This window comes from Psychrobacter cryohalolentis K5, assembly GCF_000013905.1.
In the GTDB taxonomy this organism is placed as follows: Bacteria; Pseudomonadota; Gammaproteobacteria; order Pseudomonadales; family Moraxellaceae; genus Psychrobacter; species Psychrobacter cryohalolentis.
In genome coordinates this window covers 3,003,418-3,018,539 of sequence record NC_007969.1, presented here as the reverse complement: position 1 = coordinate 3,018,539, position 15,122 = coordinate 3,003,418, and the positions used below count along the sequence as shown (strand labels likewise).

Sequence of the window (15,122 nt, the reverse complement as noted above, 5' to 3'; positions counted from 1 at the left end):
ATTTTATTGACCGCTTTTCATTTATAGAGAGTAGCCATGACCGCCAATTTAACGACGACAGCCAATATACCCAATACAGCTGAGCAAGATCCTACGCAAAAACTAAATTTACATGGTCGCCCTGAACGTATCGCGACTGTTGAGCGTATTACTGCTGAGACCCAAGTGACCTGTACGGTCAATCTTGATGGTACAGGGCAAGGTACTGTGGACACTGGCGTCCCGTTTTTGGATCATATGATTGACCAAATCAAGCGTCACGGTTTGTTTGACTTAGACATCAAATGTACCGGTGATACTTTCATCGATGATCACCACAGTGTTGAAGATACAGGCATTACGCTTGGTCAAGCATTTAACAAAGCATTAGGTGATAAAAAAGGTATCCGTCGTTATGGGCATTTTTACGCGCCACTAGACGAAGCATTGACGCGTGCGGTTGTTGATTTATCTGGTCGTCCAGGTCTGCATATGGATATTCCCTTTACGCGCTCGCATGTCGGCACTTTTGATGTCGATTTATTTAGCGAATTCTTCTATGGTTTTGTGAATCATTCGTGGATGACCGTGCATTTAGATAATCTAAAAGGCAAAAACAGTCATCATCAAATCGAATCTACCTTTAAAGCCTTTGCTCGTGCGCTACGTATGGCGTGTGAATACGATGAACGTGCGCTAAATACCTTGCCATCGACCAAAGAGGCGTTTTAGATGAGTCGTGCCACAAAAATTGCACTATTAGATTATGGTATGGGTAACTTGCACTCAGCCAGCAAAGCATTATCAGCGGTCGGGGCAGAAGTCTCTATCACCAATGACCCAAAAGTCGTGGCGGCAGCAGATAAGATTTTCTTCCCAGGCGTCGGTGCTATGCGTGATTGTATCGCTGGCATGCATGCGGCAGGTATTGACGAGGTCATACGTCAGGCGATATTTAATAAGCCTGTTATGGCTATCTGTGTTGGCATGCAGGCGTTATTTGAGCAGTCTGCTGAAAATGGTGGCACGCCTTGTTTGAGCATCTTAGATGGCACGGTACCCGCTTTTGATCCGGCATGGAAAGATGAAAAAGGGGTACAAATAAAAGTACCGCATATGGGCTGGAATACTATTAGTGGCATGGATTTTGAGCATCCATTGTGGAGTGGTATCGAAGACAAGGCGCATTTTTATTTTGTGCACAGTTATTACTGTGAGCCAGCAGATAGCTCGCAAGTGGCTGCTATTTGTGATTATGGTCAGCCGTTTTGTGCCAGTATCTTGCAAGATAATTTATTTGCCACCCAGTTCCATCCAGAAAAAAGCCATACCGCAGGTTTGCAGCTATTAAAGAATTTTGTAGACTGGGATATTTAAGAATAAGTATGACATATTTGGTTGCGCAGTCAGGTTGGCAAAGGCACAATCTGAGCGAGGAAGGAGCACAGTACTGCTTTGCTCTCGCGCAAAAGAGTTTGCATGGTCGCAAACTCTTTTTTATTCTTATTTTAAGCTTAATGACTTCCTACTCTCTTATATGTGGAATAAATAGTGGACTTTTATCTCTTTAAAAACGGCGTCGTGAGTGCCACAGGATTAGAAAAAGATGCCCTACATATTTATGTGGGCATCAGTGTTTATCTATTGAGCGTTATTTTGCTGCGTCCAATTTTCAAAAAATACAGTATCAGAGCGTTTATCGCTTTAATTATGGTGACCTGTATTGCTTTATTAGGCGAGTATTTGGATAACCGTCAGACCATTACCGAGCTAGGTCTCGCAGGGATAGAAAGCGCAGAGCTGATGGCAAGTATCCACGATATTATCAATACTTGTATGCTGTCGTATGTGCTTTATGGACTTACCATGTGGACGAAGATTTTTCAGTCAATCAGTACAGTCAAACCTATGATTAAAAGGCAGAAAAAAACGGACTATTCATAAGTCCGTTTTTTACTATTGAACTATTTTTATCATTGAAGTTATGATGCTTTGTTATTTTTAGCTTCATCATACAACTCACGTACTACTTCACCAATTGCTCTAATACCATCAGTCAGTGTTTGCTCATCAGCAGCGATACTCATACGAATACACTCGTGTGCGTGCTGATAATCGCTGACATCGACACCGGGGAAGAAGTACTCGCTTGGTACAATAAGCGTACCTTTTTCTTTTAGGCGCTCGTACAGCTCAAGCGTACTAATCGGCAAGTCTTTAAACCACAACCATAGGAAAATCGCGCCTTCAGGCTTATGAATCATCAATGGATAATCGCCCAATGCTTCTTTTAACAGCTTCACGGCAAGGGTGACCTGCTTTTGATAAAACGGCTTAATCTCATTATCAGCTAATTGCTTGATACGATCGTTTTCTACCAATGGCGTGGCAATCGCTGCACCAAATCTTGTCGGTGCTAGATTCACCACCGCATTCATCGCGCTGACGGCTTCGATCACTTTCGCATCGGCCACGATAATCCCCGTACGCATACCGGGCAGGCCAATTTTAGACAGGCTAAAGCATAGAATCGTATTGTTATCCCAATTCAGATGCGCGTCAGAGTAGATGATGTTAGGGAAGGGCATACCGTAGGCGTTATCGATAATCAGCGGTATGTCATACTGTTTGGCAATCTCGGCCAAATGCGCCATTTCGTCATCGGTCAGCACGTTGCCAGTAGGATTGGTCGGGCGTGAGCAGCAAATCGCGCCGATGCGACCTTCCTTTAATGCTGGCAAGTTCTCTAACGCTTCAAAGTCGACGCGATATTTAAAGAAACCTTCCTCGCCATCATGCGTCACTTCATCGATATGCGGTAGTACCGCTGCGAAATGCTGACCTTCGACATGCACGTCGCTATAGCCGATATACTCAGGGGTCAATGGCAGTAGAATGGATTTGTCTAAAGACTGGCTCTGTTCATCAATGAAAGCGCCACCGAATAGGTTGAATAGATAGAAAAATGCATTCTGTGAGCCATTGGTCAGCGCGATATTTTCTGAGGTCAGATTCCAATCATAATGACGGTTAAAGAAGCCAACCAAGGCATCGATAAAGGCCGAATCACCTTGTGGATTAGAGTAATTCGCCATGCTGATGATAGCGCTACTATTGGCCTCACCCGCATCATTGTCATTACCAAGCGCTTTATACGTTTCCAAAAATAACTCATTGACGGCATCAATTTTGGCAGGGTTACCACCGCCCAGCATATTTACAGGCTGATCGCTTTTTAGCGCGTCGCCTAGATCGTCCATTAATTGTGAGATGCCAGTGGGCTGGGTAAATTTTTGACCGAACTTTGAGAATTTCATAAGACTACCATACTGTTTTGGAGGATTTTGTAAGAAGGAATTTGATTGATAAAAGTTAGGCTAGTATAGCAAATGACTGGGGTGAGGAGAGCTAAGTCTAAGAAATCTCCAACATGATTTATTAAGATTACTTTATAATTTTAAAAAATGTTATTTATTTAAATTTTATAGAGAGTGGAGTGCGCTGAATGTCTGCTAAAAAGAAATATAAAAAAGATACTATGGTTAAAGGATGGGTTTTACAAGAAAAGCTAGGAGCTGGCGGAAGTGCAGAAGTGTGGATTGCAAAAAAAGGTAATAAAGTGGGTGCTATTAAATTGCTACAGTACTTAAGAGAAAATCCGTATTTAAGATTCAAAAGAGAAGTAAGTTCTTTGCTAGATAGTCAAAATATTGATGGTGTTATGAAGATAACAGAGTATGACCTAAATACAGACTTTAAGAAAAACCTACCTTATTTTATAATGCCAGTAGGGACTAAATTTAGTAAGTGGAGAGAAGGTAAAAGCATCTTAGAAGCTATTAAAGAACTAACTAATTTGGGTGAAACCATAAAAAATCTACATGACAAAGGGTATTATCATCGCGATATCAAACCTGCAAACATTTTGTTTGTAGACGATAGGTTGTATTTGGCAGACTTTGGGCTTGTTAAATTCCCTAATAATAAAGATATTACTGAAGAAAAAACAGATGTTGGTCCTAAGTTTACTATGGCACCAGAAATGAGACGCAATGCAAGTGTAGCTAGCGGTGAGTTTGCAGATGTATATTCGTTTGCCAAAACTCTTTGGATTACAATCACTGGTAATAATAAATGTTTTGATGGACAGTATAATGTTCTATCAACTGTAGGTCTGAGCAATTACTATGGAGGACTATACTCTAAATCATTCGATGTTCTATTAACAGAATGTACAGAAGATTCACCAAACCAGCGACCAAAAATGATAGAGGTTGTTAGAAGGTTAAAAGAGTGGACAGAAATTAATAATGACTTCCATTCGAGGAATTTGACAGAATGGTTTGATTTACAACGTAGTATATTTCCTGCTGGAGCACCGAAATCGGTAACTTGGGTCGATAAAAATGATATTTTAATTATATTAAATCAAATTGCGCAGGTTGAAAATTTAAATCATATGTTCTTGCCTGATGGGGGAGGTAATACATTCATTGGTGCAAGTATGGCTAACGAAGAAGGGTTTATAGCTATACAAACAAGTCCAAAGTCCTACTACATTTTAAAACCCAAAAAGCTTACTTATGAATCTTTCGGTATGGACTCCCAGTGGAATTATTTTAGATTAGAGGTTGAAATATCTCCACATACAGATGTATATGAAAATTTGTATTTCAATTACTCATATGAAGAGGTCGTTGAAGTTGAACCAACACTGTATGTTGATAGAATTCATTGGGACGAGAATGAGTACAATGGTGAATATTTACCAGAATCTGCAAACCGTATATGTAGGTATGTTAGCGGTTCATTTGTAATATTCAGTACACGTTCAATTTATAATCGCGTATCAGGTACTTATGATGGAAGACATAATAAGATGTCAGAAGATGAGTTTAGAGATTACATAACTAAGGGTGCTATAAGTCATGCAGAGCATCTTGCTATTACATAGACCAAGATACTTTATTGTTTAAAAAATCTTTTAAGTTTTGTAATGGTTATTGGCTGGAGTCACAGTTTAGCCCTGATAGCAGCGGTTATCCTGACGAGTTAGGCAAGTTGCAGTCGCTAAGTTTCTGTGTGACTACTTGAGCAAGAAGTATAGCCGCTGCCTAGACTAGCAAAGATTAACGGATTAAAAAACCCTCTATTATGAACCGACCCCCATAAGTTGGACACAACTTATGGGGGTATTTTTATGCGTTACGATCTAGACTTTAAGATGCAAGTCATCGCATACTATCTGCAAGGACATACCGGACTTGCCACAAGTGAGAAGTTTAAAGTAGATTCGAAACTTGTACAAAAATGGGTTAAGCAATATCAAAGCGGTGGTATAGACGCGATCAAGCCAAAGACAAGTAAGGCTAAATACAGCAGTGGGTTTAAATACAAAGTGATTACGACCATGCTGACGCAAGGATTAAGTCAATCCGAGGTCGCTTTAACATTTAATATCAGCTCACCTGCTTTAATTAGCCACTGGCACAAAGCATATCGACAACAAGGCATGTCTGGACTAATAACCAAGCCTAAAGGTAGAGCCGCCATGACCAAGCCATTTATCACAAGCAAACCAGATGATGAGAAAACCTTAGCAGAGCTTAAGCGTGAGAATGAATACCTACGTGCAGAGGTTGCGTACCTAAAAAAGCTCGATGCCTTGCTCAAAGCGGAGGAACAAGCAGGCAAAAAGCAAGGCTCATCGAAGCACTAAGACAAGAGCACCCTTTATCTGCTTTGCTAAACATCGCTAAGATGGCTAAAAGTGTCTTTTACTACCATAGGTGTCAGTTTGACGTTAAAGACAAATATGGAGACTTAAAACAGCGTATTACTGAGCTTTACCATCAGCATAAAGGCAGGTATGGTTATCGTAGAGTCACGGCTGCATTAAAGCAGCTAGATTGTCATCATAACCATAAGCTCATCGCTAAGCTTATGCATGACATGAAGCTTAGCGCAAAGATAAGACGTCAGAAGTATCGCTCCTATAAAGGACAACAAGGTAAGATTGCGAAGAACTATTTAAAACGCCAGTTTCATGCAGATAAACCAAATAAGCGCTGGCTGACCGATATTACTGAGTTTAAGGTGGGTGATGATAAGCTGTATTTGTCACCCATACTTGATTGTTATAACAATGAGATTGTCAGTTATACACTCTCAAAGAGACCCACTTATGACTTAGTTGGCAAGATGCTAGAGGATGCTTTGGCAAAGACGAAAGCGTGCCGTGATAACAAGTTAATGCTGCACTCTGATCAAGGATGGCATTATCAAATGAGACTGTTTGGACAGGTGCTGAAACAGCATGGTATTAAGCAAAGTATGAGCAGAAAAGGCAACTGTTTGGATAATGCGCTCATGGAGGGGTTCTTTGGTACCCTAAAGTGTGAGACGATTTATATTGAAAAGCCTAATTCGATTGAAGGTTTAGAGAAACAGATTCATGAGTATATTCACTACTATAATCATGAAAGAATTCAACTCAAACTAAAAGGACTGAGTCCTGTTAAGTACAGAACTCAGTCCTTGATATAAACTAAACCGTCCAACATTTGGGGGTCAGTTCAATTAAGAGGGTTTTTTATATGAAGCGAAAACTGAAGATACTTAGATCATCGCCCTTACCCTCGCCATAATCCCGCGACCAATCACCAGTCTCACATAAATAATGGCAATGGCAAACAGCAATACGACTAACGCCATACTACCAATACTCAGGCTTGCCCATGGCACACTAAAGCGTAGATTAAACCATTGGGTGAGGGCAGCCCATGCGCCCACGCTGGCGATAATGATCGCAAATGTCGCCGCACTAATTCCCAATACCCCAAGCTCTAGTATGTTTAGCATATACAAGTCGCGTTTTTGCATCCCTAGCAGCCTAAATGAGGCGCTTTCTTGCAGACGGTCTTGTGAGGTGGATAATAACGAGCTAATCAGTACCATGACACCAGTCAGTAAGGCGAGTAGCGTAAAGACGTAGACCAAACGGCTCATTTGCACCACAAGCTCTTGAATTTGCTGAGCGATAGCTGTACCGTCTATCGTCGTCACCGCAGGGAATTGTCGTACCATTTTTCCTTGCAGATCTGGAATATCATCAGCGTTTACATGGGCGGTGGCAAATTGAATCTGCGGGGCAGCAGAGAGAACAGCTGGCTCAAATAAAAAGTAAAAATAAGGACTGGGTCCTTGCTCGAAACGCGAGCGGATACTGGTAATCTGCCCGACGATTTCAATCCCTTGGATATTAAAACGCACTTCATCACCCATACCGACATTCAGTAAGCTGGCAGCAGTATCCAAAATAGATAAAGGCGCAACGGTTGACGATGAGTCTTTATTTTCATTGTTAATGGGTGCATACAGCTGATTGTCTACTACAGCATCCGTAATGAATTCAGTGTCCATTACTGTATCTGCATAGCTGAGATTAAAGACACGTGCAGGGTCATCAAAGCCATCAGCAGGCTCGATATCCTGCACAGGTATATTATTGGCAGTCACTACTCGAGCGCGTATAACAGGGTAGTAGCTCACTGGTGCGCCAATAATGCTATCAATCTCATCATGCTGATTACTCTGAATATCTAACAAAAATAAATTGGGTGCATCTTCAGGATAAGCGTTAATAAACTGGGCGTTGATACTGTAATTAAGTGTTGTAATGAGAGTCAGTACGGCTACCGATAGTGCTAAGGTGACAAAAAATAATGCCGATTGGTTGCCTTTACGCGCAAGGTTATGAATCGCAATACGCTGCATCCAGCCTATTTTAGCGTTACTTGCGATACGTGCCAGTAACCACAGCCAGCCGCGTGCCAATAGCCAAAATATACTCACAAAGCCAATTAAACCGATTAATAACTGCGCGCCAAATAACCATCCACCTACTTCATAAACAAAAAACACATATAGACCAGCCAGCATCAACCCATACCAAAGTAACGGCAAGCGTTTATACCAAGGCAGGTGTTGCACAGCTGAGCTTGCACCTTGATTGAGCAAGGTAGCAGGTTTGGTGGTATTCAATGCGCTCAAGCCACGTTGGGCGATGAGTAGCGTAAGCACCAAGGCTATGACGGTGGTTTTGATGGCACTAATAGGATTAATAGCCAAGCTGACATCCGTTGGCAAGATAGCCACAAGATAAGGCTGACCGACTTTGAGTAAGCCAAAGCTGACTAAAATTGCTGCGATACAAGCGATGATGGCAGTGATAATAAGGAGCTGATAGTAGCTGCGTTTTAGCGACTTAAGGGGCTCACCCAGTGCCAAACGTATCGCATTGCTCGACTGCTGCTTGGTCACAAATGCTGTGATGACGCCATACATAGCCACTGCGGACAATAACAATACGGCAATGACCAAAAGCTTTAAAAACATCAATACATTATCAGAGATACGCGATACCGAGGTGTCCGCAGATTCTGCATCAGAGAGCTCGATATCAGGATAATTCGTCAATATTTGCGTCAGTTTATCGCGCTGGGTCGCCATCAATTCTGCATTACCTGCCAGCTCAATACGGTAATTAATACGGCTACGCTGTCCCAATAGATTGGTTGCCTCTAATGCCTGCTGGGGCATCAAAATACGCCCACCAAAGCCAAAGGCGCTCAGCGGACGGTCAGGCTCTTTTGTCAGCACATCACTAATGATGAATTGCGCATCACCAATAGTGATTTGGTCACCAATATCAGCGTTTAAACTTTTGAGTACTTCGGGGGCGACCACTATATTATTGGCTGTAAGCTGCTGCCATAAGGACTGTCCTGATGCCAGCTCGACGTCACCATATAATGGGTAGGATTGGGAAACTGCTTTTATGCTGGCAAGCAAAGTCTGCTCATCAGTGACGACCATCGCGCTAAACTGATAGTCAAAAACCGTTTGTGTGTCGGCAAGGGTATCAATCTGCGTTAATACTTCGCTTGGCCAATCTTGCTTACTGTTTAATATTAAATCGCCACCGACCAAAGCGCGCTGATTATCATTGATATAGGTGTCAACTGACTGCTGGATAGAGTCCAGTGTGAGGTAGGTCGCAAGTGACAGCGTCAAAGTCAGTAAAAATAATACTGGATATATCCAGCGCTGCCACCAGCTACGGCTGAGTGCTTGCGCACCCAATCCTTGTAAACCTAATTTTTGTAAACCAAGGGTACTCGTCAATAGCTGGCGTACGATACCGCCATTAGCGTCTGACTCTTTAGCCATGGTGGTATTAGTAATATCAGTCGATGAGGTGTCTTCTACATTTTTATTATCCATTACGATACAATCCGCCCATCATGCATGGTGATAACGCGATCTGCCATGTCAGCTAGTGCTGAATCATGGGTGACCACTACCAACGCTGAGCCAGTTTTCTGACGCAAATCCAGTAATAGCTGCATCACTTGATTGGCATTTTGTTCATCTAAGTTGCCGGTAGGCTCATCAGCAAATACAATCTTTGGGCGTGATACCAATGCGCGAGCAACTGCTGTACGCTGCTGCTCGCCACCTGATAACTGGTTTGGCAAGCTATGACGCCGATGACCCAAATCAACTGCCTCCATCAACTCATCGACACGCGCCGCATCTGGGCGACGGGCAATATCTAATGGAAAAGCGATGTTTTCAGCAACGGTTAGCGTTGGTAGTAGATGAAAGGATTGAAAAACAAACCCCATATCGCGCTGTCGAATGATGGCTAGCGCATCTTCATTTAATCGGCTTAAGGTTTGACCTGCCAGCTCAACGTCGCCGCTATCAGGATAATCTAATGCCGCTAACAAACCCAACAAGGTGGATTTGCCAGAGCCAGATTTACCCATGATCACCACAAACTCGCCAGCATTAACGTGAATGTCGACGTCTTTAATAATAGACAAGGACTGGTCACCAACGTGTACGGTTTTATTTAGCTTAGTGGCAGTGAGCAGCGCTGCTTGCGAGGTAGGTAATGCTGATGTCATTGTGCTGTCTCAGTAGGCGTATTGGTCACATTCGACGGATTTATTTTTTTAAGCTCAGGCTGTAATATCGGCAAGATATTGTTATTAACGATCAGCGTATAACCTTCTTTGGTCGGATGAATGGCATCGGCTTGATTGAGCTTAGGGTCGCCGCCAACACCGTCTAAAAAGAACGGAATAAGCGTCACGTTCATGTCTTTCGCCACTCTTGGATATATCGCTGCAAAAGATTTTACATAATCAGAGCCAAGGTTGTCATAGATCTGCATACCGCCCAAGATAACCACGCTGTCATTGTCCTGTAAGCGTTTTACGGCAGTACGAATATTTGCTTCAACCGTCGCGACATCAATACCACGAATAGCATCATTGGCACCAATGGTCAAAATAGTGATATCAGGTTTGGTCTGTAATACCCAATCCAAGCGATTGACCAAACCGGTACTGGTCTCGCCGCTCAATCCTGAATTGATGACTTTTACATCTTTATAACCAAGTTCTTGTAAGCGTGTTTGTAATTGAGCAGGGTAATTGTCATCATTATCAACGCCAAGCCCTTCGGTTAACGAGTCACCTAATGCCAATATGGTCAAAGGCGCTGGTTGTTCAGCAGGGTTCGTTGTAGATGTGGTTTGAGACACTTGGATATCGGAGGTTTGACTGGTATTTTTATTGCTGTTTTGACTGCCAGTATCCGTCTGAGCTTCATTAGCATCAGGCGTTTTTTGGCAACCACTGATTGCGATTGCTACCGTCAATGCGACAACCGTGAGCAAGCGCTGCGGCAAGCGAAAAGGTCTGTTCATCATAATTCTGCTGTCCTATAGGCAATAGAGCCAGTCTAGCAGAATCAGATAAACAGCAATATGGTGCAAAAGTTAATCGATTAATGATAAAAACTAAACCTTCTTCCCATCGACCATCACCGGACGGCTGACCAGCCATGCAAATCCTACGTTTACCACCATCAATATCAGCATAATCAATAAGGGCAAATCCCAGCTATCCGTTGCTTCATGTAACCAACCAGTCCCCAATGGACCAAAAAACGCAATCAAATAACCGACTGCTTGCGCCATACCCGATAGCTCACTTGATTGATTGGCGGTATAAGTACGCATTGAAAACAGCATCATACTTAAGGTAAAAATCGCTGAACAACCAATGCCCATCAGCGCCGACCACAACCACGCCAAATCAGCAGATAAATAGCTGACACCTAAGATACCAATCACATTTAAAACCGCTGCAAGTACCGCCAGTGCCTGAATAGGTCGTCCACGATTGACCAACCATGTTAAGCTTAAAATCGCCACAGGTGCCATAAACTGGAATACCGAGTTCATCTGTCCCGCGCTTACTGCTGACAAGCCTTTACTGAGCCAAATCGACGGTAAAAAACTGGCAGCCGTATAAAAAAGCAGCGATTGTAAGCCCATAAATATCGCAATTTGCCAAGCAAAGGGTGTGCGCCACATAGAGATGGGCGATGGGGCTTGAACGCCTTCAGCAAGCGGTACTACGGGCTGATGGTTTGAAGAACCCAAACGCAGTCGTAGCAGTACCCATATTATTAAGGCAAAGACGCCCAAAATCGACCAACCACCAAGCGCCCATTGCCAGCCTACTTGCTCAGATAATGGCAAGACCACGCCCGCGACAATCCCTGCCGACACGGTCATAGTGAGACTGAATAATCCAGTAACTAAAGGAATATGATTGGGCGTACGTTGCTTGATAACAGGCGCCGCAAGGGTATTAGCAAAACCAATCGCTAACGTCAACAGTAATGTGCCGCCCAAAAACCCCATCCAAGTGGGAATAAGGCTGCGAATAATCATACCTATTGTTAGGAGGCTAATCATCGCAATTAAAGTGTTTTCAAGCCCAAAACGCTTACCAATCGCTGGCGAAATAAAAGCCCCAAGTGCAAAAGTCAGCATCGGCACCGCGCCAAGCCAGCCAATTTGGGTTTCGGAGATATTGAGCGCTCCTTGAACCACCGGCGCTATAGAACCTAGTGCCACAATGGGCGAGCGCATATTGGTCGCCAATAGAATCATGGCACATAGCACCAGCCAAAACGTAAAGCGCGAAGAGGGCAGCTGAAACGGCAAAGGCTTATCCGTCTGAGACTGTAAAGGCAAATCATTTTGCACATTAGGAGAGGTAGACATGGCAGCACGACTATTATTAGAATAAGAAAAAGGACACGTCATTAAACAGCGCCGAAGAGTCGTCGCTTGCAAAATAACACCGAAAAAATCTCACAAAGAAGATGAGTGAGACGAAAAAATAGAATATCGAAATATTGGCAGAAAGCAATTCATATGAACTTGCTACCTTAACGGGTAAGGCAATATGAATATCTATAAGTAGTGATGTAGAACAATAACGCTGCGCCATAAAAAAATAGCGCCAGCCCTTTTTTTATAAGGTCTGGCGCTATTATAAGAACAAATGACGGCTAAATACTACCAGCGTATGGTAACAAACCGACTATTTATACTGATTTGCCCAATTGAGCCGCTTTTAAAGCGTTCTCTTGTTGTTCAGCGATTAGAGAATCGCATTTATTAGGATCATCACCGCAGTACGAGCATTTCTCATTGCCCATCAATTTGGCAACACCGCCACAAGATCCTCTAAGCGGCTTTTTATTGACCATATAACCGATACCCATAAAGATAAAAAACAGCATGAATACGGTAAAGGTGATAGCAAGCATGGGAAGCAGTTGGCTAAGCATAGAGGAGACCTCGCGTTAAAAGTAGGACGGTTATCTGTGTGATAACCTCTTAATAGTATAGCAAAAATTCATCTTGTCCGTTTGAGCTTCTCAGCTTAGTAAGACAATTTCAGAAAGATACCGAATTAGCTTCTATTAGTGTTTTTAGATTTAGCTGGACTTTTTATCAGCACGTAATGCTTGCATAGCAGGTGTTTGCACCACTTGCCAATCATCAATGCTGTCCGCAGCTGCTTCTATGCTCACACCATCTGCCAACACGACAAACAATGCCGCTATGTTTTGCTCCTTGGCGACGCTCAAAGCTTTTTTGTAAGGCATAGCAGTTAAGGCGGTTGCCCAAGCATCAGCCAGCGCGACGGTGTCTGCCGCGACGGTTACCGATGGCGCACCACCTACAATCGGCTCACCTGTGGTCGGGTCAATGGTATGACTGTAGTGCTTACCATCAAAGACGACTGAGTTTCGATAGTTGCCAGAGGTCGCCAGATGCATCGTGTTGCCATTATTTATCGGTTGGCGAATCACTGCCATAGTTTGACGCTCGCTGACGGTACTACCTTCAATTGGTGCATCAATCGCAATTTGCCAAGGTTGTTGTTGCGCACTGACACCAGAGGTTGCCACCTCACCACCAATCTCAACCATATAATTGCGAATTTGATAATTGTTTTTTAGCACATCAGCGATGACATCGACACCATAGCCTTTAGCCACTGCTGAAAAATCAAGCCCAATGCCATCTTTGGCTTTATAGATAGTCTTATCTTTTTGAATGATACTTTCAAAGTCGACCAAGGCTTTGGCTTGCGCAATCTCAAGCGCCGTCGGTGGGCTTTGCAAACGCTCAACGGTCATCGTGCTACCAAAGCCCCAAGTGTCTATCAATGGCATCACTGTAGGATCAAAGGCACCACCCGATAGCTCATAAACTTGTCTTGAAGCTACCAACACATGATTAAAATCTTCATCGATGGTAATAGGCTCATCTTTGCCTAATTGATTAAATTTAGAGATGGTAGAGTCCGCTTGATAAGTGGACATACTGTCATTGATATCTTGCAGGCGCTTATCGATGGCTGCTTGTATAGTCGCTTCATCAGCGCCCTTAGGCAACTGATAGCTAATATGATAGCTGGTGCCCATGGTCTCACCGCTCAGATTATTATAATCGGTCTTTTGCTGGCAAGCGCTCATCCCTAGTGCAGTGCTTATAGCAATAATAGGTAGTAGGGCGGTATTCATCGATTTGACAGAAAATGAGAGTGGTATTGATTTTTGCATGCTTGGGTTTTTCATATGAGTCATCACAACTTGATATAGCGAAGGGATAAATGAGGCGTTAGCTATTAAATAAGCTAAGCGTTGCCTATTTTACACCCCTTGTCACCCATAACGCCAATTGTTGGCTTAAAACATTTTCAGATATTGATTGCTATGTAATATATATAGCTAAAATACCTAAAAAAGCTACGGTAGGGCTGGTATGAATTTTTTGCGGTCTATGTAGGCATAGCAAGCAAGAAAAATTAATACCAGCCGTACGTGATGTAGCGATATCACATGTCACTAATTATAGTTATTTAACATGCTAGATTTATTTGACTTGCGACTCACGAATGAGCTTATAAAGTTTTGGCGGTGATAGGCGATTAACCTTGGTGGCGAGCTTTTCTTTGCGACCAGCAACGATAATATACTCTTCCCCTTTAGTAAGGGCTTTGACGACTTGTTTGGCAAAGCTAGTCGCAGTTAGTCCTTTATTGGTTGCCGCATCCATCGTCCCTTGTGCACTACCGTCGCCAGTCAAGGCATTAATAGAGATATTGGTTTGAATAAATCCTGGGAATATCGTTGCTACTTCTATCCCTTGCTCGTGCAATTCAGCACGCAGACTGTTCGCCCACATATGAATAGCCGCTTTTGCAGCACCATAAGCACCGCGATATTGTGTACCGAGTAACCCTGCAACACTTGATATCATCACTATTTTGCCGCCACCTTGTTCGAGCATATCTGGCAATACCAATCTGCTCAGACGCGTCTGCGCAAAGTAATCTATGTCCATAATTTGTCGCTCGACGTCTTCAGTGGTATCCATGATAAGCGCGCGTTGACTGATACCTGCATTATTAATCAGCCAATCGATTTTTCCTGCTTGAGTTTTAGCGGTAGCGTATGCTAGTTTTGCTTGCTCAACATCGGTTATATCAAAAGGGATAACGATATGTTTTTTACTATTTTTACAGCGGCTTTTTACCAGTGCTAGGTTTTCTTCATCACGTCCACTTAGAATAATACGAGCGCCGCGTTTGGCAAAGGCGATGGTTAATGCTTCACCGATACCGCTTGACGCGCCTGTTATCCAAATGGTCAAATCTTTATAGTTGGTTTTCATAGGAATCCTTTCCGTTTCGCCC

Annotated in this window: 14 protein-coding genes; 6 read left to right on the top strand and 8 right to left on the bottom strand. The window is 43.1% G+C overall.

The window, feature by feature from the left end:
- Positions 1-36: 36 nt before the first annotated feature.
- The 3 genes from hisB (at position 37) to PCRYO_RS12560 (ending at position 1,923) form a co-directional block, all read left to right on the top strand.
- Positions 37-711 carry an imidazoleglycerol-phosphate dehydratase HisB gene (gene hisB / locus PCRYO_RS12570; protein WP_011514741.1) on the top strand — a complete coding sequence of 225 codons (675 nt, stop codon included), beginning with the start codon at positions 37-39 and terminating at the stop codon, positions 709-711.
- Complete coding sequence (gene hisH / locus PCRYO_RS12565) at positions 712-1,356, top strand: imidazole glycerol phosphate synthase subunit HisH (protein WP_011514740.1); 645 nt, start codon at positions 712-714, stop codon at positions 1,354-1,356.
- 174 nt (positions 1,357-1,530) lie between these two features.
- Entirely contained in the window at positions 1,531-1,923 is a 393-nt protein-coding gene (locus tag PCRYO_RS12560; RefSeq protein WP_011514739.1) for a hypothetical protein, read from the top strand.
- 38 nt (positions 1,924-1,961) lie between these two features.
- Here PCRYO_RS12560 and PCRYO_RS12555 read toward each other — a convergent pair whose 3' ends face one another.
- Positions 1,962-3,296 (bottom strand): valine--pyruvate transaminase, encoded by a 1,335-nt coding sequence (locus tag PCRYO_RS12555; RefSeq protein ID WP_011514738.1) that lies wholly within the window; start codon positions 3,294-3,296, stop codon positions 1,962-1,964.
- Between the two features lie 188 nt (positions 3,297-3,484).
- On the opposite strand from PCRYO_RS12555, the gene PCRYO_RS12550 reads away from it, so the two are divergent.
- The 3 genes from PCRYO_RS12550 (at position 3,485) to PCRYO_RS12540 (ending at position 6,525) form a co-directional block, all read left to right on the top strand.
- A complete protein-coding gene (locus tag PCRYO_RS12550; protein ID WP_011514737.1) occupies positions 3,485-4,933 on the top strand; it encodes a protein kinase domain-containing protein in 1,449 nt (482 codons plus the stop codon).
- A 246-nt stretch (positions 4,934-5,179) separates the two neighbouring features.
- A complete protein-coding gene (locus tag PCRYO_RS12545) occupies positions 5,180-5,698 on the top strand; it encodes a helix-turn-helix domain-containing protein (protein ID WP_011513068.1) in 519 nt (172 codons plus the stop codon).
- Positions 5,602-6,525, top strand: a complete 924-nt coding sequence (locus tag PCRYO_RS12540) for an IS3 family transposase (RefSeq protein WP_105575668.1) — start codon at positions 5,602-5,604, stop codon at positions 6,523-6,525. Before PCRYO_RS12545 ends, PCRYO_RS12540 begins: the two co-directional genes overlap by 97 nt.
- A 72-nt stretch (positions 6,526-6,597) precedes the next feature.
- Here PCRYO_RS12540 and PCRYO_RS12535 read toward each other — a convergent pair whose 3' ends face one another.
- The 7 genes from PCRYO_RS12535 to PCRYO_RS12505 form a co-directional block, all read right to left on the bottom strand.
- Entirely contained in the window at positions 6,598-9,264 is a 2,667-nt protein-coding gene (locus PCRYO_RS12535) for an ABC transporter permease (RefSeq protein ID WP_041753296.1), read from the bottom strand.
- Positions 9,264-9,953, bottom strand: coding sequence for an ABC transporter ATP-binding protein (locus PCRYO_RS12530; protein ID WP_011514735.1), 690 nt, complete (start codon positions 9,951-9,953; stop codon positions 9,264-9,266). The genes PCRYO_RS12535 and PCRYO_RS12530 overlap by 1 nt, the downstream gene beginning before the upstream one ends.
- Positions 9,950-10,762, bottom strand: a complete 813-nt coding sequence (locus PCRYO_RS12525; protein ID WP_011514734.1) for an arylesterase — start codon at positions 10,760-10,762, stop codon at positions 9,950-9,952. The genes PCRYO_RS12530 and PCRYO_RS12525 overlap by 4 nt, the downstream gene beginning before the upstream one ends.
- Before the next feature lie 90 nt (positions 10,763-10,852).
- A complete protein-coding gene (locus PCRYO_RS12520) occupies positions 10,853-12,172 on the bottom strand; it encodes an MFS transporter (RefSeq protein WP_011514733.1) in 1,320 nt (439 codons plus the stop codon).
- Positions 12,173-12,456: 284 nt separating this feature from the next.
- Positions 12,457-12,702, bottom strand: a complete 246-nt coding sequence (gene nqrM, locus PCRYO_RS12515; protein ID WP_011514732.1) for a (Na+)-NQR maturation NqrM — start codon at positions 12,700-12,702, stop codon at positions 12,457-12,459.
- 150 nt (positions 12,703-12,852) lie between these two features.
- Positions 12,853-14,001: an FAD:protein FMN transferase gene (locus PCRYO_RS12510; protein WP_011514731.1), complete on the bottom strand. Its 1,149-nt coding sequence runs from the start codon at positions 13,999-14,001 to the stop codon at positions 12,853-12,855.
- 298 nt (positions 14,002-14,299) lie between these two features.
- The gene (locus PCRYO_RS12505) at positions 14,300-15,100 is read right to left on the bottom strand and encodes an SDR family NAD(P)-dependent oxidoreductase (protein ID WP_020444515.1); all 801 of its coding nucleotides are present in this window, start codon (positions 15,098-15,100) and stop codon (positions 14,300-14,302) included.
- Positions 15,101-15,122 lie beyond the last annotated feature (22 nt).

Bases quoted from the DNA above. Each gene is read 5' to 3' on its own strand.
- nqrM (WP_011514732.1), bottom strand. From the start codon at position 12,702: ATGCTTAGCCAACTGCTTCCCATGCTTGCTATCACCTTTACCGTATTC.
- PCRYO_RS12525 (WP_011514734.1), bottom strand. From the start codon at position 10,762: ATGATGAACAGACCTTTTCGCTTGCCGCAGCGCTTGCTCACGGTTGTC.
- PCRYO_RS12505 (WP_020444515.1), bottom strand. From the start codon at position 15,100: ATGAAAACCAACTATAAAGATTTGACCATTTGGATAACAGGCGCGTCA.
- PCRYO_RS12535 (WP_041753296.1), bottom strand. From the start codon at position 9,264: ATGGATAATAAAAATGTAGAAGACACCTCATCGACTGATATTACTAAT.
- hisB (WP_011514741.1), top strand. From the start codon at position 37: ATGACCGCCAATTTAACGACGACAGCCAATATACCCAATACAGCTGAG.
- PCRYO_RS12520 (WP_011514733.1), bottom strand. From the start codon at position 12,172: ATGACGTGTCCTTTTTCTTATTCTAATAATAGTCGTGCTGCCATGTCT.
- hisH (WP_011514740.1), top strand. From the start codon at position 712: ATGAGTCGTGCCACAAAAATTGCACTATTAGATTATGGTATGGGTAAC.
- PCRYO_RS12510 (WP_011514731.1), bottom strand. From the start codon at position 14,001: ATGAAAAACCCAAGCATGCAAAAATCAATACCACTCTCATTTTCTGTC.
- PCRYO_RS12550 (WP_011514737.1), top strand. From the start codon at position 3,485: ATGTCTGCTAAAAAGAAATATAAAAAAGATACTATGGTTAAAGGATGG.
- PCRYO_RS12555 (WP_011514738.1), bottom strand. From the start codon at position 3,296: ATGAAATTCTCAAAGTTCGGTCAAAAATTTACCCAGCCCACTGGCATC.
- PCRYO_RS12530 (WP_011514735.1), bottom strand. From the start codon at position 9,953: ATGACATCAGCATTACCTACCTCGCAAGCAGCGCTGCTCACTGCCACT.
- PCRYO_RS12545 (WP_011513068.1), top strand. From the start codon at position 5,180: ATGCGTTACGATCTAGACTTTAAGATGCAAGTCATCGCATACTATCTG.